This window comes from Brevundimonas guildfordensis, assembly GCF_014836405.1.
Taxonomy (GTDB): Bacteria; Pseudomonadota; Alphaproteobacteria; order Caulobacterales; family Caulobacteraceae; genus Brevundimonas; species Brevundimonas guildfordensis.
In genome coordinates this window covers 821343-842039 of the sequence record NZ_JACSQU010000001.1, presented here as the reverse complement: position 1 = coordinate 842039, position 20697 = coordinate 821343, and the positions used below count along the sequence as shown (strand labels likewise).

Below are 20697 nucleotides of genomic sequence, written 5' to 3'. Positions count from 1 at the left end.
TCTAACCAAACCCTGACTGTCTCGCTGGCGACCGCTTCTCCCCGAGCGGCCTCTACGCGCGTCTCTGCCTGATCATTGGGCGGGACGCGGCCTCCCCATCGAAATCCCATGCCGAAAGCCATCTCCCATGTCGCAATCCGCCATCCAGCAAGTCTGGCCCGCTGAAACTGTTGAACTGAGCGCCGAACAGAAGGCGCTGGCCGCCCTGCGCGCCGAAATCGACAGCCTGGACGATCAGATCCTCGAGCTGTTCGAGCGCCGGCTGGCCGTCGCCGCCCAAGTGGGCCAGGCCAAGGACGCCCCGACGGGTCCGCACACCAAGCTGCGTCCTGATCGCGAACAGGCCGTCCAGGCCCGCATCCTGAAACAGTGCGAGCCTGAGAACCGCGAAGCCGTCGAACACCTGTGGCGCGAGATCGTCGGCTGGGGCCTGGCGCGTCAGGGGCGCCTGCAGGTGCAGGTCTGGGCCCCTATCGACCCGGCCAAGGCGGTGGACGGCGCGCGCCTACGCTTCGGCGCCGCCGCCGACATCAAGCTGGTCCTCGACCCGCAGGCCGCCCTGGCCCATGCGGCCGAGGGCAAGGGCGTGGCTGTCCTGTCGATCAGCGGCGATGACCCCTGGTGGATCGGCCTGCGCCGCGAATGGTCTATGCTCAGCGTGTTCGACGGCTACGGGGGCGAGACGCCGACGTCTCTGGCCGTGGGCAGGATAGACCCGCCGGCCCTGCCCAAAGGACGTCGCGTGGTGGTCACGGCGGGCGGCGATGCGGGTGATGGTTCGGGCGCGCGCCGCTGGGGCCTGAACACACACCACGGCTGGACCCTGGCCCTCACCGACGCCGATGTGGCACCGGGCGAGGTTGAGGGCGGCGTCGGCGCCATCGGCTGACGCAGGGCGTTAACTTCGTCTCAAAGCAGGGCGGGCGAGGGTGGCGGCATGGCCCAGCCCGTCCTGTATCGACTGCCGCATGTCGTCGCCCTCTCGGCGGCCGCTCTGGCGCTCGCGGGGTGCGGCGTGAACGAAGCCGACCCGCATCGCTTCGAGACCCTGGCGCAGTCTGTCGCCGCCATTCCGGTATCGGCAGATGAGGGCGGGGGCGACGCGGCGCGGCCGGCTATGCCCGGCAGATCACATCAGCGCGCTGCCCCTCTGAAGGTTGAGCTGATGACCCCTCACGAGCTGTGGGACGCCCGCGACGGGCTGGGCGCCAAGGTCCGTCGGACATCGGCTCCCGCGCCTGCTCCGGCCGGCTATCATGATTTCGAGGCCCCTCCGCCCGTCGCCGCAGCGCCAGTCGTTCCTCTGCCCGGCGCGCAGGCCCCGACGGCCCGCCATGTGCAGCTGGGCGCCTTCTCCAGCGAGGACAGCGCCCGGGCGGCATGGCGACGGATGAGCCAGGGGGCCGGCGCTGCGGCCTTGTCGGGCCTTCAGCCCGCCTATGAGGCGGTCGAGGTCGGCGGGCGCCGGCTGGTCCGCCTGAAGGTCGCCGCCACGGCTGAACAAGCGCAGGTTCTATGCCGAGATCTGGCTGCGTCGGACCCCTGGTGCGCGCGCGCCGGCGGCGCGGCGGCCTGATCGTCCACAGGCTCAGCTTAAGGTTTCGTTGACGATTGGCGCTCGCGGCCCGATCTTGCGCGCCATGGGCGGGCTGCGGACAGAGATGAGTCGCGCCTGCTGATCACAGTAGGATTTCACATGGCGCAGCCTCAGGTCATCGTCATCGGCAATGAAAAGGGCGGGGCGGGCAAGTCCACCCTGGCCATTCATATCGTCACCGGCCTTCTGCACGCCGGGCGCAAGGTCGCGATCATCGACCTGGACCTGCGCCAGCGTTCGCTGGAGCGCTTCTTCGCCAACCGCATCGCTTGGACCAAGGCGAACGGCCATGAGCTGCCGCTGCCCATCGTTCCCGACATGGGGGACGGCAAGCTGCTGCATAAGGCGGATGAGGCCGAGCAAATGTCGCGCTTCGAAGCGGCGTTCAGCTACGCCAAGTCTTCAGCGGACGTCATCGTCATCGACACGCCGGGCGGGGACACCCCTCTGTCGCGCGCCGCGCACGGTCGGGCCGATCAGATCGTTACCCCGATGAACGACAGCTTCGTCGACTTCGATCTGCTGGGCGAGGTGGACCCGGTGACGCTGGATCTGATCCGTCCGTCCATCTATTCGGAAAGCGTCTGGGAGGCGCGCAAGCTCCGCGCTGTCACCGAAGGCCGTCAGGTGACCATCGACTGGATCGTCGTCACCAACCGTCTGGCCGTGGCCGAGGCCCGCAACCGTCGCCGCCTGGCCTCGCGGATGGCCAAGCTGGCCAAACGGGTCGGTTTCCGGGTCGGGCCGGGCCTGCGCGACCGGGTCATCTATCGCGAACTCTTCCCCTTCGGCCTGACGGTGGCGGACCTGTCGAACGACATCCGCCCGGTGTCGGTGTCCCTGGCCCACGTCGCTGCGCGTCAGGAGATGCGCAACCTGATGCAGGCCCTGGGTCTGGACGACGCCATCGCAGCCATGGACGCGGCGGCCTGATCGCTTCATGGGCCGATAGCGCTTCATGGGATTGATCTGGCTGGGTCTGGCTGCGGTGGCCCTTTGGGCTCTGGTGCGGCTGGGCCGTCAGACCGAGCGCGCCCGGCGCGGCCACTGGCGCATCTCGGCGACCATATTGAGCGCGGCCCTGTTGGCCGGGGCGGTGCTGGCGGCGGCGCGCGGGGCGTGGCTGATCGGCGGCGGAATGGCCCTGGCGGGCGTCTGGTTGGCGGTGCAGTCGCGCATCCGGCCCGCCGCGCCGAAGGTTCACCCCTCAGAGCGGATGAGCGAAGCCGAGGCGCGGGCGATCCTGGGCGTGCCCCTCGGCGCTGACACCCAGACGGTGCAGGCCGCCTGGCGACGTTTGATGGCCCGTGCTCATCCGGATCAGGGCGGTACGGAAGGGCTGGCGGCCCGCGTCAACGCCGCGCGCGATCGCCTGCTGAAGGGGTAGGGGACCCGTCGGTCAGAAGCCGAGCGCGGCCTCGCCACGCAGGATGGCCTCGGCCTCCAGCGTGTGCTTGGGCCCCGCTCGATCATGCACGATTAGCGGCGGCAGGAGCCGCAGCGGCGCCTTGCCTGTTTTTATGGCCTGAACCAGCACCCGCTTGGCGGGCTGATCGGCGTAGGGCTGGATCGGGCGAATGGCGAATGAGCCGGCCTTGGGCGCCAGCAGCGACAGGATGTCGGCCAGTCGGTCGGCGCGGTGGATGATGATGATGCGTCCGCCCTCGCGCACCGCCTTCAACAGAAACCCGGTCCATGCGGCCAGGCCGTCGTCGGCCATCCAGGCGCCGCGCTTGCCCTCTGCCGGAGCGCGCAGTGCGCCGGGGTCGTCGAAGAAGGGCGGATTGCTGACAGCCCAGTCGAACGGCGGCAGGTCCAGGGCGCGGAAGGCGCGGGCCACGTCGCCGTCCAGGATGGTCGTGCGCGAGGCGGCCTGATTCAACTCGGCGTTCTGGCGGGCCAGGGCGGCGGCGACAGGGTCGCGCTCCAGCCCGGTCAGCAGGGCCTCGGGCTGCCGCGCCGCGATCTGCATCAACACCGCCCCGGCGCCGCAACCGGCCTCGATCACCCTTTCGCCCGGCCGAGCGCTGACCGCAGCGGCCAGCAGAGCCGCATCCAGACCGGCGCGATAGCCGCGCGCCGGCTGGCGCAGCCGGACGCGTCCGCCCAGCAGGGCGGATTCCGCAACTTCGGCAGCGGTTGTAAGGGATGACTCGGCTTGACCCATCATGACGCCGCCACCATTGTGCGCCGCGTCGCGTCCGGGCAAGCGGATGCGTGTGAATTTCGGGCGAATCTCCCCCTTCGCCCCTGTGCTGAAAGAGATTTTCGTGGACGCAGCTCTCGCCGTCGCCTCCCGGCCCAAGGGCGATGTGGACGCCCTGGTTCGTCTGGCCAAGGACGACATGGCGGCGGTCGACGCCCTGATCATCGCGCGGATGCAGTCCGATGTGCCGGTGATCCCCCTGCTGGCCGAGCATCTGGTGTCGGCGGGCGGCAAGCGTCTGCGCCCTCTGCTGACCGTCGCTGCGGCCCGCGCGACGGGACAGACGGGCGATATCGAAGGCCCCAAGAAGCTGGCCGCTTCGGTCGAGTTCATCCACACCGCCACCCTGCTGCATGACGATATCGTCGACGGCTCGGAGATGCGCCGGGGCAAGGTCGCAGCGCATCTGATCTGGGGCTCGGCCTCGTCGGTGCTGGTCGGCGACTTCCTGTTCGCGCGCGCGTTCGAACTGATGGTCGAGACGGATTCGCTGCGGGCGCTGGGCATCCTGGCCACGGCGTCCAGCGTCATCGCTGAGGGCGAGGTGCTGCAACTGACGCGCGCCCACGACCTGAATCTCGATCTCGACACCTATCTGCAGATCATCCGCGCCAAGACGGCCGAACTGTTCGCCGCCGCAGCCGAATCCGGCGCGGTCGGGGCGGGCGCAACGGATGAACAGGTCGCGGCTCTGCGTGACTACGGCATGGGTCTGGGCATCGCCTTCCAGTTGGCGGACGACGCGCTGGACTACGGCGGCGCGAGCGAGACGCTGGGCAAGAACGCCGGCGACGACTTCAACGAAGGCAAGGCGACCCTGCCGCTGCTGCTGGCCGTTCAACGCACCAAGGGGACCGAGGACCTGTTCTGGGACCGCGTGATCACCAAGGGCGACCGCAAGCCCGAGGACTTCGAGCGGGCGCGGCAGTTGATCGTCAGCAGCGGCGCAGTGGAAGCCACGCTGGACACCGCTGGCGAATACGCTGAGCGGGCCAAGGCGGCCTTGCAGGTTCTCCCCACCGGGCCGTGGCGTTCGGCGCTGGAGTCCCTGGCGGACTTCGCCGTCAGCCGGGCGACCTGATGCTGTTGGGCGTCGTTCTGGCCTGGGCCATAGCCGCCATGCAGGACGCGCCGCGTTTCACCCTCACGCCCGAGTTCGGCGACGCCCTGGCCGCCGAGGTGTTCCGCCTCGACCCAGACAGAGCCGAAGAGCAGGTGCGGGCTTTGCTGGGCGACGCCAGCGACGATGCTGCCGGCGACGGCGGCAAGGCGGCCCCTGAGGTACAGGGCGCGGTGCTGATCCAGTCGGCGGGCTTGCTGAGCGTGGCCTACCGCGACGGTTCCTTGCCGGATGGTCCGCTCATTCTCTTTGCCGGCCCCGACGCCGAACATGCGCCCGACGCCGCGTGCCGCCTGACGCGACGGCCCGAGGGAATGGTCGACAACTCCGAGCGCGCGACCGAGTGGTGCCTTGGATTCGTGTTGAAGGTGGCCCCGACCCTGGTCATCCCGCCAGCGCCGGTTTCCTAGCGTCTGAGCCCGCGAGGCGCAAAGGCGGCTTAGAATTTCATCTCCGCGTGCAAACATTCTGCCGACCCTCCCGGAATCGGGAGGATCGGCAAAACTGCGCTTATTTCAGGCTGGCGCAGAAGCGCTGAATGCGGGTGCAGCCTTCTGCCAGCACGTCTTCCGAGGTGGCGTAGCTGATGCGGAAATAGGGGCTCAGGCCGAAGGCCGCGCCCTGCACCACGGCCACGCCTTCGGCGTTCAGCAGTTCGGCGGTGAAGGTCTCGTCATTGTCGATGACCACGCCCGAGGGCGTCGTCTTGCCGATCAGTTGCTCGATCGAGGGATAGACGTAGAAGGCGCCTTCCGGCTTCGGACAACGAATGCCCTCGGCCTGGTTCAGCATGGAGACCACCAGGTCGCGGCGCTTCTCGAAGGCGGCGGCGCGCTCGGCCAGGAAGTCCTGCGGACCGTTCAGGGCCTCGACGGCGGCCCACTGGCTGATGGAGGAGGGGTTGGAGGTCGTCTGGCTGGCGACCTTGCGCATCAGGTCGACAAGCGGCTTGGGGCCGCCCGCATAGCCGATCCGCCAGCCGGTCATGGCGTAGGCCTTGGACACGCCGTTGCAGGTCAGGGTGCGGTCGTAGAGGTCCGGCGCGACCTGGGCGATGGTGACGTAGTCGAAGTCGCCGTAGACGAGGTGCTCATACATGTCGTCCGTCAGGATCCAGACCTGCGGGTGCTTGCGCAGCACCACGGCCAGGGCTTCCAGCTCGGCGCGGGTATAGGCGGCGCCGGTCGGGTTCGACGGCGAGTTGAGGATCAGCCACTTGGTCTTCGGCGTGATGGCGGCGTCCAGCACCTCGGGGCGCAGCTTGAAGCCGTCGGCTTCCTGCCCGATCACGGTGACCGGCTCACCGCCCGCCAGCAGCACCATGTCCGGATAGGACACCCAGTAGGGCGCGGGGACGATCACCTCGTCGCCGGGATTCAGGGTGGCGACGAAGGCGTTGTAGATCACCGGCTTGCCGCCCGAGGCGACGTGGATCTGGTTGGTCTCGTAGGTCAGGCCGTTTTCACGGGCGAATTTGGCGACAATCGCCGCTTTCAGCTCGGGCATGCCGTCGGCGTCGGTGTATTTCGTCTCGCCGCGGCGGATCGCCTCGACGGCCGCCGCCTTGATGTTGTCAGGGGTGTCGAAGTCCGGCTCGCCGGCGCCCAGGCCGATCACGTCGCGACCCTGGCGTTTCAGCTCGCGCGCCTGTGCGGTCACGGCCAGGGTGGCCGAAGGCTTGACGCGGGCGAGGGAGGCGGACTGAAGGCTGGACATGGCTATCCTGTCTGGAGGATGTGGAGAGAGCCGGGGAGGCTGAGGCTTGATACGCAACCCCGCAGGGCCGCACAATGTTTGTGCGCGTCCCGGACGATCAAAAGGCGATTTGGGCGAAATCTATGCGGCGAGTCGTCGATTTTCTGCTGAACATGGAGGCCAGGCGGTGGCGAACCCTGGCCGTGACCCTGCTGCTGCTGGCGGGAATCGTCGCCCTGTTCGCTCTCGGCAAGACGCAACTGGCGCTGGGGGCTGAAGGCCGGCTGGAGCACTGGCTGGCGGGATATCGCGTGGGGCCATGGGGCTTGGTCGCGGCTGTGGTGATCTTCACCCTGTCGGCCTTCGTGGGCGTGCCGCAGTTCCTGCTGATCGCCGCCTGCGTGGTGGCGTTCGGGCCCTGGGTCGGTTTTTTATATAGCTGGATCGCAACGGTGGTTTCGGCGGCCGTGACCTATTGGCTGGGGCGCGGGCCGACCGCGCGCACGCTGGAGCGGTACGGCGGCGGGATGGTCGAGCGTATCCGCCGCTTTGTCGGTCGCAACGCCTTTTCGGCGAGCTTCATCATCCGCAATGTCCCCTCGGCCCCCTTCATCGTCGTGAACATGGCCTTCGGCGCCGTGCGCGCCTCGTTCCCGGCCTATCTGGCGGGTTGCGCGCTGGGCGTCCTGCCCAAGACGGCGCTGGTCGCCTTCTTCGGCGGATCCTTCATGGCTGCGGTCAGCGGCGACGGCGTCTGGACCTCGGTGATCCTGGCGGCGGTCGCGGGCGTCTGGCTTGTATTGATGCTGGCGGTGCGCGAGTGGGTGAAACGTCGCGAAGCTGCGCGCGGCCTGTCAGTCGATTGATCGGAGAACGACCATGCTGAAGCTTTATTACTCCCCCGGCGCCTGCGCCATCGCCTCGCACATCGGTCTGGAAGAGGCGGGCGCGGATTATGAGATCGAGAAGATCGACCTGCGCGCCGGTCAGCAGCGGACGCCGGAATATCTGGCGATCAATCCGGCGGGCGTGACCCCGGCGCTTCAGACCTCCGAGGGCGTGATCACCCAGAACGCAGCCATCCTGACCTATGTGGCGCAGACGCATCCGCAGGCCGGACTCGCCAACCTGAACGACCCGTTCCAGTTCGCGCGGCTGCAAGCCGTCAACGGCTGGCTGGCGTCGTCGCTGCACCCGGCCATCGGCAAGGCGCTGTTCTCACGACCGGCGCTGGAGGGCGAGGCCAAGGATGACGCCGTGAAGGTCGCGCTGGAGAAGTACGACCTGGCCGAGAATCACATGCTGGCGGGCCCGTGGGTCCTGGGTGAAGATTATTCGATGGCGGACGGTTATCTGATGGTCTTCACGCGCTGGGCGCGTCAGGCGGCCCTGCTGGACACGACGCGTTTCGCCAAGCTCAACGACCACCTGGACCGGGTGCAGGCGCGCCCGGCCGTGCAGCGCGTTCTTGCGGCCGAGGGCATTCAGGCGGTCTGACCCGCGCGCCCTTCAAGCGGGGCTGGAAAGCTTGACCGGCAAGGCTTTCAAGCCTTGCCGTGACAAGCCTGTGATCGGGAAGCCATAGGCGCTTGCAATCCCTGCGGCATGAGGGCAAACGGGCCTGTAGTCGGCTCGGCGAAGACGGTCAGGACGGCTTTGCGGTCACGCGAAGCGGGGGTAGGGCGTCGCCATAGCGGACGAATGAAATTCACGCCCTTGCAGGCCCGAACTTAAGCGGTAACCGACGCCCATGCTTTCACCCCTCTTCGGCATGATTTCCAATGACATCGCGATGGATCTGGGGACGGCCAACACCCTGATTTACATGCGCGGCAAGGGGATCGTCCTGAACGAGCCTTCGGTCGTCGCCCTGCGCAACGTCGGCGGCCGCAAGATCGTCCACGCTGTCGGCCTCGAGGCCAAGCAGATGCTGGGCCGTACCCCGGGCCACATGGAAGCCATCCGCCCGATGCGCGATGGCGTCATCGCCGACTTCGAAGTCGCCGAAGAGATGATCAAGCACTTCATCCGCAAGGTTCACAACCGCAAGGGCTTCGTGAATCCCAAGATGATCGTCTGCGTCCCCTCGGGCGCCACGGCGGTTGAGCGCCGCGCCATTCACGACAGCTGCCTGAATGCCTCGGCGCGCCGGGTGGGCCTGCTGCCCGAGCCGATGGCCGCCGCGATCGGCGCTGGCCTGCCGATCCACGAGCCGACCGGCTCGATGGTCGTCGACATCGGCGGCGGCACGACCGAGGTGGCGGTGCTGTCGCTGTCGGGCGTGGTCTATTCGCGCTCGGTCCGCGTCGGCGGCGACATGATGGACGACGCCATCATCGCCTATATGCGCCGCAACCATAACCTGCTGATCGGCGAGACGACCGCCGAGCGCATCAAGAAGGACATCGGCACCGCTCGCGTCCCGGCCGACGGCGAAGGCCTGTCGATCGAGGTCAAGGGCCGCGACCTGATGCAGGGCGTGCCGCGCGAAGTGAAGATGAGCGAGCGCCAGGCGGCGGAAGCGCTGGCTGAGCCGGTGGCCCAGATCGTTGAGGCCGTTAAGGTCGCCCTGGAGGCCACGCCTCCTGAACTTGCCGCCGACATCGCCGACAAGGGGATCATGCTGACGGGTGGCGGCGCGCTGCTGCGCGGTCTGGACACCGAAATCCGCGACCACACGGGCCTGCCGGTCCAGGTGGCGGACGATCCGCTGTCGTGCGTCGCCATCGGCTGCGGCAAGGTGCTGGAGCACCCGTCGTGGATGAAGGGCGTGCTTGAGGCGTCGCTCTAACAACAGACTGTCTGGCCCCGGGGGCGCCGCAGACCTGCAATGGGGCGGATCCCAACGGTCATTTCACACGCATAAGCGGGCCCTCGGCCCGCTTATTCCTAAGCTCTAGCAGGAAGGGCTGGCCGTGGCGTTTCGCGACGGACCATTCGAGAATCTGAAGGTGCCGCTGGCCTGGACGGCGGCGGTCATGGTTGTCGGCGGCATCGTCGCGGCGATCATGCTTCTGCTCGCCGATCGCCCGCCGGCCGTTGCGGATGACCTTCAGCCTGCCCAAGCGGCGTTCGACGCTGCAGCCGGCGCGCCGACCGGGGTCCTGGCGGCGCCTGTGCGGTGGAGCGGCGACGCTGTCGACTTCGTCAAAGGCTACTTCTTCGCCGTTTCGGAGAACCGTCGCCTGCGCCGCGAACTCAGGGAGATGAGCGCATGGCGCGACGACGCCCTGGCCCTGAAGAACCTCAACGAGCGGTACGAGCGCCTGCTGGGCTTGCAGACTGAGCCGCCGATCGAGATGACGACCGGGCGGGCGATCATGGACGCGCGCGGCCCGTTCGCGCGCTCCCGCCTGCTCAACGTCGGCGCCGCCAAGGGCGTGCGCGTGGGCAACCCGGTGTTGAGCGAACACGGCCTGGTCGGCCGCATCGCGGGCGCCTCAGGCGGTTACAGCCGCATGGTGCTTTTGACTGACGTCGCCTCGCGCATTCCAGTGATGGTCGAGCGCACCGACGCCCGGGCGATGCTGACCGGCGACGGCAGCCGCAGCCCGCGCCTGGACTATGTCCGGGGCCAGGACGCTGTTCAGGACGGCGACCGCATCCTGACCTCGGGCGACGGTGGCGGCTTCCCGCGCGGGTTGCCGGTCGGCGTCGTGGCCAAGGGGATCGACGGCGCCTGGCGGGTCAAGCTGTACAGCGATCGTACGGCGATCGACTATGTTCGCGTCCTTCTGTTCCAGGACTTCGGTCAGTTGGCGGATCAAGGCGCGCTGAACGCACCGCCGCTATCCGGCCTGAAGACCGCGCCGCCGCCTACCGCCGCTCAGGCCACGGTCATTCAGGATGTGGCGACCCGCCGCGCCGCCGCCGCCCAGGCCGCCGCGGACCGGGTTCGCGCCGCCAACGCTGCCCCGCCGCCGGCTCCGGCCAGCGGGACGCAGCCTCAAACCGCACCTCAGCCCGCTCCCCAGCCGGCGGTCGCGCCTGATGGAGGCCGCGAGTGAGACGGACGATCACCGTACGGATGGTCGGTCCGATGCAGTGGATCGGCTACCCGGCGTTGATCGCCGCAGCCGCGACCATTCTGTTCGCGATTCCGCTGCGCCTTTTCGGTTTTACCTTGCCCGAGCCCGTCTGGCCGATGGTGCTGGCCTTCGCCTGGCCGTTGATCCGGCCGTCGATGCTGGCGCCGGTCGTGCTGTTCGTCCTGGGCCTGTTTCTGGATCTCTTCTGGGGCGGCAAGGCAGGGATGTGGGCGCTCAGCCTGCTGCTGATCTATGGGGCCATCCTGCTGGCTTCGAAATATCTGGCGGGGCAGGCGACGATCGTTCTGTTCGCCCTCTATGTCGCCTCGACGGGTCTGGCGTTCACGGTCGCCTATTTCGTGACGCGCGGCAGCCTTGGGAATGCGCCCAATCTGCTGGCTATCATGGGCCAAATGGTCCCGACGCTGCTGCTCTTCCCCCTGGCCGGTTGGCTGATCGAACGGTTCGACGACGCGGACGTGCGATTCCGATGAGCAGCGAACCGCATATCTTCTTTTCCGACGTGAACGAGCGGCAGGGCTCGTTCCTGCGGCGCACCATGCTGATGGGCGGGGCGACGGCGCTGGGCGGTCTGGCCCTGGTCGGCCGGTTGGCGCACCTGCAGCTGTTCAAGTCCGAAGAGTTCGCCACCCTGGCGACGCGCAACCAGTTCAACTTTCGTCAGGTGCCGCCGCCGCGCGGCCTGATCAAGGATCGCAACGGCGTCGTCATCGCCGGCAACCGGCCGAGCTTCCGAGTTCTGGTCGTGCGTGACGAGACCAAGGATCTGGACCAGACGCTGGATCTGCTGGGTCAGCTGCTGCCGGACACGCTAGAGCGGCGCCGCACCATCATTCGCGAGGTGAACGCCGCGCCGCGCTTCTCGCCGGTTCCGGTCAAGAGCGACCTGACCTGGGAAGAGTTCTCGAAGGTCAATCTGCACGCGGCCGAGCTGCCGGGCGTCATGGCCGACATGAACGAGGCTCGCTATTACCCTCATGGCGGGGCCTACGCCCATGTGGTCGGCTATGTGGCGAAGGTGTCCGACCGCGACGTGCAGGCGATCCGCGACAAAGGCGAACAGCCGCCGTCCATCCTGTTCAACCCGGGCTTCCGCATCGGGCGTCAGGGCATCGAGCGTTCGCTGGACCTGGACCTGCGCGGCGTCGAGGGCGGCAGGAAGGTCGAGGTCAATGCGCGCGGGCGCGTCGTGGCCGAGGACATCGCGGGGTCGCGCCCAGCGGTGCAGGGGTCCGAGGTCGTTCTAACGCTGGACAATGACATCCAGCAGCGTGCGCTGGAGGTCTTCGGCGAGGAAGCCGGCAGCATCGTCGTCATGGACGTGCGCAACGGCGACATCCTGGCCATGGTCTCGGCGCCGTCGTTCGATCCCAACCTGTTCGTGTCTGGCGTCCCGGGGCCGATCTATCGCGCCTGGGCCGACTATGAGCGGCGTCCTCTGCTGGACAAGGCGCTCACAGGCGTCTTTGCGCCCGGGTCGACGTTCAAGCCGGTCACGGGATTGGCGGCCCTGGCCAAGGGCATCGACCCCAACCGCCGCATCACCTGCACGGGCGGATTCTATCTGGGGCGCCGGTTCGCCTGCCACGCGACGCACGGTCCGCAGGACATGCGCGACGCGATCAAGAACTCTTGCAACGTCTACTTCATGACGGTGGCGACCGAGATCGGCCCCGACGCCATCGCCGACGTGGCCCGCAACATGGGCTTCGGCCAGACGTTCGACATCGGCATCGGCGGCCAGAAGCCCGGCCTGGTGCCGGACCGCGAGTGGCGACGGCGCAACCCGGTTCGGGGCGACGCGAACTGGTATCCTGGCGAAACGCCCAGCTATGCGATCGGCCAAGGGGCTCTGACGGTGAACGCCCTGCAGCTCGCCGTCTACACGTCGCGGCTGGCCAACGGCCGTCAGGCGGTGATGCCCCGTCTCATCAAGTCGGTGGGCGGCGTGGAGCAACCGCCCTCAGGGGACCTGCGCGAGCTGCCTTATCCGCCGGAGCTGCTGGCGGTGCTGCGTGACGGCATGAACCGAGTGACCGACGTTGGGGGCACGGGCTTCCGCAACAGTCAGCTTGGGCTCGGCGCCGTGCGGATGGCAGGCAAGACCGGCACAGCCCAGGCGCGCAACTACGGTTCGGGCTCGCGCAAGAGCGCAGGCCGGCCCTGGGCCGAGAAGGACCACAACCTGTTTATCGCCTATGCGCCGATCGACGACCCGCGCTACGCCGTCGCCGTCATCGTGCAGCACGGCGGCATGGGCGGCGGGACCGCCGGCGCCCCGCGCGCCCGCGAAGTAATGAAGGTCGCTCTGCTGAAGGACCCGGAGATCCGCCGCCGCATCGAGCAGGCCGGGTTCGCCGAAACCGAGGACCCGGGGGCGCACGAAGCCGGGGTTCTCGAAGACGCGGCGTCCGACACGACGCCGGCTGCGGCCGCTGAGGCGCCCTTGATCACACCGGCCGAGGCCCCCGGAACGCCCGAGGCTCCGCAATGACCGCATCCGCCCTCACCCGTCCCGGCGAGCGCGATCGCCTGTCCACCAAGTTCGCCGAGCTCGACTGGCGCATCATCGGCCTGCTGTGCATCCTGGCCGGGATCGGCACGGCCATGCTGTATTCCATTGCGGGCGGTCACTGGCAGCCGTGGGCGGCCAAGCATCTGATCCGGTTCGGCGTCCTGCTGGCCGGCATGATCGCCTTGGCCATGGTCCACCCGAAATGGTGGTTCCACGCCGCCTATCCCGTTTACGGCGTGCTGCTGTTCATGGTGCTGCTGGTGGAGTTCACCCCCCTGGGCTATGTGGCGGGCGGGGCCAAGAACTGGCTGCATCTGGGTTTCATCCGGATCCAGCCCGCAGAGTTCGTCAAGATCGGCCTCGTGCTGGCCCTGGCCCGCTGGTACCACGGCCACTCGGCGCAGGACGCGCGCTGGTCGTGGAAACTGCTGTTTCCGGTCGGCATCATCGGCGTTCCGTTCATCCTGGTGGCCAAACAGCCTGACCTGGGGTCGGCCATGATCATCGGCCTGACCGGGGCGATGATGATGTTCATGGCGGGCTTGAGCTGGCGCGTGATCGGCGCGGCCGTGGCCGCCGCCGTGGCTGTGATCCCGCCCTTCGTGATGTTCGGCATGCACGACTATCAGCGCAACCGGGTCCTGACCTTCCTGAACCCGGAAGCCGACCCGTCGGGCACGGGCTACAACATCATCCAGTCCAAGATCGCGCTGGGGTCGGGCGGGCTGATGGGCAAGGGCTACGGTCTGGGCAGTCAAAGCCAACTGGAGTTCCTGCCCGAACGCCATACCGACTTCATCTTCTCGACCGTATCAGAGGAATTCGGGTTTATCGGCTCTTTCACCGTGCTTGCCTGCTATGTGGCCCTGATCCTGATTTCGCTGCGGATCGCGGCGCTGTCGCATAGCCACTTCGGTCGTCTGAGCGCGGCGGGCATGACGGCCTTCGTGGCGCTGTTCATGCTGATCAACGGGGCGATGGTGATGGGCCTGGCGCCGGTCGTCGGCGTGCCCATGCCGATGCTGTCCTATGGCGGTTCGTCTATGATGACCGTCATGATCGGTTTCGGCCTGGTTCTGTCGACGCGGGTGCACCGCTATGCCGAACTGCCGAAGGGGCAGGGGCTGTTCTGATCGCCCAGGCGCGTTAGGCTGGGCGGATGACTGAAAAGACGCCCGAGACCCCAGCCGCCGCCGAGACACCGGAGGCCGATCCCGCCATGTTCTCGGATTGCGGCGATACGCCCTGTCCGCAGCCCGTCCTGGCGGACCCGAACAACGAGGCGGCGGCGCTCGCCGAGGGCGTTCGGATGCGCAGCAACCCGGCGGAATGGGCCTTCGTCCGCCTGTCCAAACTGATCGAGGAATTCGAGGCCAATCTCGACAAAGACGAAGAGATCGGCGCGCGCGTTGTCGGCCTGCCGGGCGACGGCACGATGCAGATCGTGGACGTCGGCTTCTGGGGGCCGGACCTGATCATGTTCTTCGGCCGCAACGCCGACGGCAAGCCGGTGCGCCTGATCCAGCACTATAGCCAGATCAATGTGGTGCTGAGCGCGGTGAAGAAGCCGGAGGAGCGCGAGGCGCGCCGCATCGGCTTCCAACTCAACGAGATGGTGCAGAAGACCAGCCCGAAACCGGCGGGCTGATCGTGTCGCGCGCCGCAGCCGGCCTGCGGGATTAAAGGGCCGCCGCCCAGTCGGTGGCGCGGATCAGACTGTCGATGATGCCGGGCTCGGACGAGGCGTGGCCGGCGTCGACGACGATGTCCAGCTTGGCCTCGGGCCAGGCGCGGTGCAGGGACCAGGCGCCCGAGATCGGCGTCACCACATCGAAGCGCCCTTGCGCGATCCAGCAGGGGATGTGGCGGATGGTCCCGATGTTCTCGAGAATCCAGTTCTCGCTGTCCATGAAGCCGCCATTGGTGAAGTACCAGTTCTCGATCCGGGCGAAGGCGACTGCGAACTCGGGATCGGCGAACTTGTCCGGCTTGCCCGAGGGGCCCTGGATGCTGACAGTCTCGCCCTCCCAGGTGGCCCAGGCCACGGCGCAGCGGTTGCGCTCCGCCACGTCGTCGCCGGTCAGGCGCTTATAATAGGCGGCCATCAGGTCGCCGCGCTCGGCTTCAGGGATCGGGGCCAGGAACCGTTCCCAGGCGTCCGGGAAGATCATCGAGGCGCCGTCCTGATAGAACCAGTGCAGTTCCTTCTTCGTCAGCAGGAAGATGCCGCGCAGGACCAGCGCCAGGCACCGTTGCGGGTGCTTGATGGCGTAGGTCATGGACAGGGTCGAACCCCACGATCCGCCGAAGACGACCCATTTGTCGATGCCCAGCTTTTCGCGCAGTCGCTCGATATCGGCGACCAGGTTCCAGGTCGTGTTGTTTTCCAGCGAGGCGTTGGGTCGCGACAGGCCGCAGCCGCGCTGGTCGAACATGACGATGCGGTATTTGGCCGGGTCGAAGTAGCGACGCATTCCGGGATTGACCGCCCCGCCGGGACCGCCGTGCAGGACAATGACCGGCACGCCGTGCGGATTGCCGCTTTCCTCATAGTAGATCTCGTGGACGCTGTCGGTCGACATCCAGCCGGAGGCGTAGGCCTCGATCTCGGGGTAGAGGTCACGGCGGGACGTGTCGTTCACGGAAAACATGCTGGGACCCTGTTCTGCTGGAGATTAGGCGTGGTTGGGTGCGGACTTGAGGGCGGCGGCGACCACCAGGCACCAGCCCGCGATCATCATGACGCCGCCGATCGGGGCGACGGCGCCCATGACCGGAAGGCTGAGCAGTCCGATCATCGCCAAGGCCAGGCAGAAGATCAGCCCGCCGGCGCTCGCCAGCCATCCGGCGATGCGCGCCAAGCGTCCGCCGCCGCTCCATAACGCCAGCGCCACAGCCAGGACCGCATGGACCATCTGATACTGGCCCCCCGTGGTCAGCAGGGTTTTCACAGCGGGCGCCGCGCCATGGGCTGCGAAGGCGCCCAGCGCCACAGCCATGGCGCCGTTGAACCCAGCGAAGACAAAGAGGTTGCGGTCGGGACTCATCACTTATGTCTAGACCACAAATCGGGGGAAGTCTGCTATGGCGCGCCATGACGTCCGCCCCGCGCATGGCCTTGCAATACATCCTTCTGTTCGGCGCCAGCGGCGTGACGCTGCCGTTCGCCGGGCTGTGGTTCCGTAGCCAGGGACTGAGCGGAGCGCAGATCGGCGTCCTGCTGGCCATTCCCATGCTGGCGCGCGCGCTGACGGGGCCGTTGATCGCCGTCTGGGCCGACGGCTTTAGGCACCGGCGCACCCCGATCGCCCTGCTGGGCCTGGCGATGGCGGTCGGTTACGGCGGCGCTGGACTGGTGCAGGGCGTCGTCCCCTGGGCCGTCTTCTGGCTGATCGGGGCAACGGCTGCGGCGGCGCTGATCCCGCTCAGCGACGTGCTGACGCTGAAGGTCGCGGGACGAGAAGGCTTTCCATTCTCCCTGCCGCGCGGGTGCGGCTCGGCCGCCTTTGTGGTCGCCAACGTCGCGATGGGCTGGCTGCTGACCAGGACCTCGGCGGACGTCGTGATCATCTGGGCGGTGACGGCGTCGCTGCTGATCGCTGTAACGGCTTGGCGCATCCTGCCGGAAGAGCGGGTGGGCGAGGACGGGCCGCAGTCGGGCTTCGATCGGTTCCGAGGGCTCGGGCGTCTGGCGGCGGACCAAGTCTTCATGACCGCCATTTTCGCCGTCGGAGCGGTCCAGGCGGCGCATGCCTTCTACTACGGCTTCTCCGCCATCCTGTGGCGGGCGCAAGGCGTGGCCGAGAGCATGACGGGCCTGCTGTGGGCCTTTTCCGTCCTGGTCGAGATCGGCTTCATGTGGGTGGTCGAGCCCTGGCGGCGCAAAAGGGGGATTGGCCCCTGGTTCATTCTGGCGTTGGGCGCGGGAGCGGCGGTGCTGCGCTGGTCTGTCATGGCCTTTGCGCCCCCGCTATGGCTGCTGTGGCCGCTCCAGACTCTGCACGCCCTGACCTTTGCGGCGACCTATCTGGCGGGCGTGCAGATCGTCGAGCGCCTGTGTCCGCCGGATAGCCACACAGCGGCGCAGACGCTCGGTTCAGCACTGTCGGCTGGGGTGCTGATCGGTCTGGCGACCTTGGCCAGCGGGCCGCTGTACGACGCCTTTGGTTCTTTCGCCTATCTGGCCATGGCTGGGCTGGCGTTGGTCGGCGGGGTGACGGGCGTGCTGTTGGCGCGACGGTTGAGCGCGTCAGGCCGCGCTTGAGCGGGGCAGGGGCGTCAAGTGGCGCGCCATCGCCGAGGCGGCGGCCTTGATGGCTGTGCGCATGGCCTCTTCGGTCGCGCCATCGGGCGCGCGCAGCAGGCCGATGGAGGGCGAGTTCAAGCTGTCCGGCAGGTCGGCGAGCGCCCGGTACAGAATGTAGCTGCCCGCGTCATCTTCCGCATCAGAGGCCGCAATCACCGGCAGGCCCGCAGCCGTTAGGTCGCGCAGCATTTCGGCGACGGGAGCGGTGACGCGCATCACGCCGGGACCGGTCTCGTCCAGCCGGCCGGATCCCTCCAGACGCCGGTTCTCGGCCCGCATCTGAAGACGGAAATGTCCGGGGTGGCTGGTGCGCCCGATCAGCAGCAGGGCGGCGCAGTCCTGATCGTTCAGCGCGGCGATCAGGCGGTCGGCCAGAGCTTGCGCGTCCCTGTCGCCCGTAATCGGCTGGGTGCGGGCGCCCGGCGGGCTCCAGGGTTCGCCGGACAGGTCCTCGACCAGATCCCAGGTCGGGTAATCCGGATTCCACACGCAGATGGCGAGGGCGGGGCGTCGATCAGGACGGGCGCGGGAATCCGTGTCCACCAAGGGGCGTGGCTCCTGTACGTCGGGATGGCGGCGCTAGGTCGAGCAAGCGTGCCGGTAAACAGGTCGTGAGGTCAAGCCTGAGCCGATTTCTCAGCCCAGGTCGCCGACGGCGGCGTCCAGCAACATGAAGGCGCGGCCTTCATCCGTGGCGAGACGGGCCTGAATGTCATGGGCGTCGCCCCGCTCGGCCTGAAGTCTCAGGCCGTGGGCGAAGGCGCGGACGTAGGCCTCGGCGTCGGCGCGCAGGGCGTCATCGCTCAAGACGCGGCGCGAGACGCTGCGGACGGCGGCGGGCGCCACCCGGCGGACGATCTGCCGGGCGCGCGACGGATCGCGGGCGGCGAACGCCTGGGCGGTCTCCTCGATGCGGGGGCGCGGCAACAGGGCGTTGGGGTCCACGCCCATGCGCCGGATGGCGTCGGTGATGCGCGAAGCCAGGGCGTCGATTTCATCGGGCGAGCCGATCGGCGCCGCCGGGCTGGCGGCGGCCGGCGCCGGGTCGTTGGACGCGGTCAGGTCGCTCCAGTCCAGATCGGCGGCGGGCGCCTCTCGGTGGGGCGGAGCAGGCGGCATCGTATCCCGCTGCGGCTGGGCCGCTGGGGCCTGCGGCGCGGCAGGGATGGCTTCGATGTCTCCTTCCGGCGCGTTCTGGGGGCGCAGTCGTCCGCGCAGGCCGTCCTGCGGCCGTTCAACGCGACGCTCGGGCGCGGCGGGCTGACTCAAGGGACGGCGACGGCCGCCTTCGCCGGACACGGCGCCCATCAAGCGCACGGCTTCGGTCAGCATGTCGTAGTTGCGGCGGACGCGCTCCTGGAAGCCGCTTTCCAACGCCTCCGTGTCCTCGGCCGCTTTGCGCGAAGCGGCGCTCAGAGCGGTCAGGCCGTTTTCGACGGCGGCCCGAACCGAGTCCACGCGGTTCTGGGCTTCCTGCGGCAGGCGGCTGGCGCGCTCGTCCATCTCGGACACAGCCTGTTCGACCTGGGTCAAGGCCTCGGTGACGCGGGTCAGGGTGGCGTGAAGGCTGTCGATCAAGCGCTCGCCCGTCTGGTCCACCATTTCGGCGGTCTGGCCGATGATGCGGCGGGCGCCCTCGATGCGGGCCTCGGCGGCGGCGTCGGCTTGCTGGGCGGCGTCGAACAGAGATTCGCCCAGACGGTCGGCGCGGATCTGCGCCTGCTCAATGGCCTGGTCTGCGGCCTGACGCTGGGCGTCGGCCGTGGCCTGAAGGGCTGCAAGCGAGCGACGCGTTTCCTCGACCAGCAGGTCGCGGGATTCGGCGGACAGGGCCTCGAACCGGTCCAGCGCCAGCTTGGTGGCGTGGTCGAAGCCGTCGGCCTCGCGCTGGGACATCTGCACCAGGGCCTGGAACTGATCGACCACGGCCTCGACCTGGGCCTTGATGGCGTTGGCCGCCTCTTCACCCTTCAGGTTCAGGTCATCGGCGGCGGTGCGGCTCTGGGAGAGGTGATCCAGAAGCTGCGCGCGCTGGCTCTCCACCTGGGCCGAGAAGTCTTCCTGATCGGTGCGCAGGGCATAGGCTGCGGTGACCAGGGCGGCGCGCTGCTGTCCCAGGCCTTCCTCGACCGACTGAATCTGTTCGGCGACGCCCGTACCGGCGGTTTCGAGGCGAAGGGTCTGGCGGGCCAGATCGTCGGCGGCGGCGCGAGCGGCGTCCTGAGCCTCATTGGCGGCGGCGGCCAGGTCGGCGGCGCGGGCGGCCAGGGCGGCTTCGGCTTCGCGCAACTGCGTCTGGGCCAAATCAGAAGCGTCGGCCACCATGCGCGATTGACGTTCGACCGTTTCAACCACGCTGGAAGCCTGGGTTTCCAGGCGGCCGCTGAGGTTGTGCATCTGCTCCCGCTCGCCCGACATCTTTTCGGTCAGTTGGCGGGCCGTGCCGCCAGCGCGTTCGGCCGCCTCGTTCAGCAGGGCGGTTTCCTTGGCCAGGGCCTCACGCAACAGGGCCATGTCGTTGCGCGCGCGTTCGGCCGCCTGGGCGGCCAGATCGATATCGCCGCGCAGACCGGTCAGGACCTGGCCCGCTTCGTTGGCGGCCAGGGCCGTGGGGGCGACCAGGGCGTTCGCCATCTCGCGGGCGCGCTGGGTCTCCTGCGCCAGACCGGCGCCCTGACGCACAGCATGGGCCAGCAGGATCGCCAGGCCGACGGGCGCCAACAGGATCAGCGCGTAGACGGCCAGACGCAGCGGATCCAACTCCATCATGCCTGAACCGAGTTCGTAGGCGAACCAGGACGCCAGTCCGCCGACCCACAGCGCCGACGCCAGGCCGGCGATCAGATAGGCGTGGTTGCCGCCGGTTTTGGCCGGCTTGCTGCGAGGGGCCGCCGGGACGGTCAGGGGCGTCGATTCGACGGTGGCGGGCGGCGCGTCGGCGGACTCGCCGAGGATGGCCAGGGTCCGCGCCGCTTTTTCCGCCTCAGCGGCGCGCTGTTCGGCGATCGCCTGCTGTTCGGCCAGGCGGCGACGCTGACGCTCGGACATCGGGCGTTGAGGGGCCGCCGGATGCTCAGGCGTCGCCTCGGGCGTGACCGCATCGGCCGGCGAGTCGGGCGCGACTGCTGAAGCCTCGTCGTCGAGGGCGGGCTCGGGGTCGGTCAGGTTGAGCGGCGGCCGAGGGCGGGATTTCATGGGCGTCGATCTCG

21 protein-coding genes are annotated in these 20697 nt (G+C 68.3%); 15 read left to right on the top strand and 6 right to left on the bottom strand.

The window, feature by feature from the left end; genetic code table 11:
• Positions 1–127: 127 nt before the first annotated feature.
• The 4 genes from H9656_RS04060 to H9656_RS04045 all read left to right on the top strand — a co-directional run bounded on the left by H9656_RS04060 (position 128) and on the right by H9656_RS04045 (position 2984).
• Entirely contained in the window at positions 128–889 is a 762-nt protein-coding gene (locus tag H9656_RS04060) for a chorismate mutase (protein ID WP_191742961.1), read from the top strand.
• A gap of 48 nt (positions 890–937) precedes the next feature.
• A complete protein-coding gene (locus tag H9656_RS04055; protein WP_191742960.1) occupies positions 938–1576 on the top strand; it encodes an SPOR domain-containing protein in 639 nt (212 codons plus the stop codon).
• 120 nt (positions 1577–1696) lie between these two features.
• Positions 1697–2530, top strand: a complete 834-nt coding sequence (locus tag H9656_RS04050) for a division plane positioning ATPase MipZ (protein ID WP_191742959.1) — start codon at positions 1697–1699, stop codon at positions 2528–2530.
• A gap of 25 nt (positions 2531–2555) precedes the next feature.
• The gene (locus H9656_RS04045; protein ID WP_191742958.1) at positions 2556–2984 is read left to right on the top strand and encodes a J domain-containing protein; all 429 of its coding nucleotides are present in this window, start codon (positions 2556–2558) and stop codon (positions 2982–2984) included.
• A 12-nt stretch (positions 2985–2996) separates the two neighbouring features.
• On the opposite strand, the gene H9656_RS04040 is transcribed toward H9656_RS04045, so the two are convergent.
• Positions 2997–3767, bottom strand: coding sequence for a tRNA1(Val) (adenine(37)-N6)-methyltransferase (locus H9656_RS04040; RefSeq protein WP_191742957.1), 771 nt, complete (start codon positions 3765–3767; stop codon positions 2997–2999).
• Between the two features lie 142 nt (positions 3768–3909).
• Here H9656_RS04040 and H9656_RS04035 point away from each other — a divergent pair, with 142 nt between their 5' ends.
• Positions 3910–4884: a polyprenyl synthetase family protein gene (locus H9656_RS04035; protein WP_318240617.1), complete on the top strand. Its 975-nt coding sequence runs from the start codon at positions 3910–3912 to the stop codon at positions 4882–4884.
• Positions 4884–5333, top strand: coding sequence for a hypothetical protein (locus H9656_RS04030; protein WP_191742955.1), 450 nt, complete (start codon positions 4884–4886; stop codon positions 5331–5333). The genes H9656_RS04035 and H9656_RS04030 overlap by 1 nt, the downstream gene beginning before the upstream one ends.
• A 100-nt stretch (positions 5334–5433) precedes the next feature.
• Here H9656_RS04030 and H9656_RS04025 read toward each other — a convergent pair whose 3' ends face one another.
• Positions 5434–6639: a pyridoxal phosphate-dependent aminotransferase gene (locus tag H9656_RS04025; protein ID WP_191742954.1), complete on the bottom strand. Its 1206-nt coding sequence runs from the start codon at positions 6637–6639 to the stop codon at positions 5434–5436.
• 122 nt (positions 6640–6761) lie between these two features.
• Between H9656_RS04025 and H9656_RS04020 the strand changes: the two genes are divergently transcribed.
• The 8 genes from H9656_RS04020 (at position 6762) to H9656_RS03985 (ending at position 14830) form a co-directional block, all read left to right on the top strand.
• On the top strand, positions 6762–7484 hold the full coding sequence (locus H9656_RS04020) for a TVP38/TMEM64 family protein (RefSeq protein WP_191742953.1): 723 nt from the start codon (positions 6762–6764) through the stop codon (positions 7482–7484).
• A gap of 13 nt (positions 7485–7497) precedes the next feature.
• Positions 7498–8115: a glutathione S-transferase family protein gene (locus tag H9656_RS04015; protein WP_191742952.1), complete on the top strand. Its 618-nt coding sequence runs from the start codon at positions 7498–7500 to the stop codon at positions 8113–8115.
• A gap of 253 nt (positions 8116–8368) precedes the next feature.
• Positions 8369–9409 (top strand): rod shape-determining protein, encoded by a 1041-nt coding sequence (locus H9656_RS04010; protein WP_003168146.1) that lies wholly within the window; start codon positions 8369–8371, stop codon positions 9407–9409.
• Between the two features lie 124 nt (positions 9410–9533).
• Positions 9534–10625: a rod shape-determining protein MreC gene (mreC, locus tag H9656_RS04005; protein ID WP_191742951.1), complete on the top strand. Its 1092-nt coding sequence runs from the start codon at positions 9534–9536 to the stop codon at positions 10623–10625.
• Complete coding sequence (locus tag H9656_RS04000; protein WP_318240591.1) at positions 10622–11140, top strand: hypothetical protein; 519 nt, start codon at positions 10622–10624, stop codon at positions 11138–11140. Before mreC ends, H9656_RS04000 begins: the two co-directional genes overlap by 4 nt.
• Positions 11137–13161, top strand: a complete 2025-nt coding sequence (mrdA, locus tag H9656_RS03995; RefSeq protein ID WP_191742950.1) for a penicillin-binding protein 2 — start codon at positions 11137–11139, stop codon at positions 13159–13161. Before H9656_RS04000 ends, mrdA begins: the two co-directional genes overlap by 4 nt.
• A complete protein-coding gene (rodA, locus tag H9656_RS03990) occupies positions 13158–14315 on the top strand; it encodes a rod shape-determining protein RodA (RefSeq protein WP_191742949.1) in 1158 nt (385 codons plus the stop codon). Before mrdA ends, rodA begins: the two co-directional genes overlap by 4 nt.
• A gap of 26 nt (positions 14316–14341) precedes the next feature.
• Positions 14342–14830 carry a DUF6173 family protein gene (locus tag H9656_RS03985; RefSeq protein ID WP_191742948.1) on the top strand — a complete coding sequence of 163 codons (489 nt, stop codon included), beginning with the start codon at positions 14342–14344 and terminating at the stop codon, positions 14828–14830.
• A gap of 31 nt (positions 14831–14861) precedes the next feature.
• Here the strand turns inward: H9656_RS03985 and pip are convergent, their stop codons facing one another.
• Both pip and H9656_RS03975 read right to left on the bottom strand, forming a co-directional pair.
• Entirely contained in the window at positions 14862–15833 is a 972-nt protein-coding gene (pip, locus tag H9656_RS03980) for a prolyl aminopeptidase (RefSeq protein ID WP_191742947.1), read from the bottom strand.
• Positions 15834–15857: 24 nt separating this feature from the next.
• Positions 15858–16229: a DUF423 domain-containing protein gene (locus H9656_RS03975; protein WP_191742946.1), complete on the bottom strand. Its 372-nt coding sequence runs from the start codon at positions 16227–16229 to the stop codon at positions 15858–15860.
• A 47-nt stretch (positions 16230–16276) separates the two neighbouring features.
• On the opposite strand from H9656_RS03975, the gene H9656_RS03970 reads away from it, so the two are divergent.
• Positions 16277–17446 (top strand): MFS transporter, encoded by a 1170-nt coding sequence (locus H9656_RS03970; protein WP_191742945.1) that lies wholly within the window; start codon positions 16277–16279, stop codon positions 17444–17446.
• Here the strand turns inward: H9656_RS03970 and H9656_RS03965 are convergent.
• The gene (locus H9656_RS03965) at positions 17432–18031 is read right to left on the bottom strand and encodes a C15 family peptidase (protein WP_318240616.1); all 600 of its coding nucleotides are present in this window, start codon (positions 18029–18031) and stop codon (positions 17432–17434) included. The two genes, H9656_RS03970 and H9656_RS03965, sit on opposite strands and share 15 nt — an antisense overlap.
• A 93-nt stretch (positions 18032–18124) precedes the next feature.
• A complete protein-coding gene (locus H9656_RS03960) occupies positions 18125–20683 on the bottom strand; it encodes a coiled-coil domain-containing protein (protein WP_191742944.1) in 2559 nt (852 codons plus the stop codon).
• Between the last annotated feature and the right edge of the window lie 14 nt (positions 20684–20697).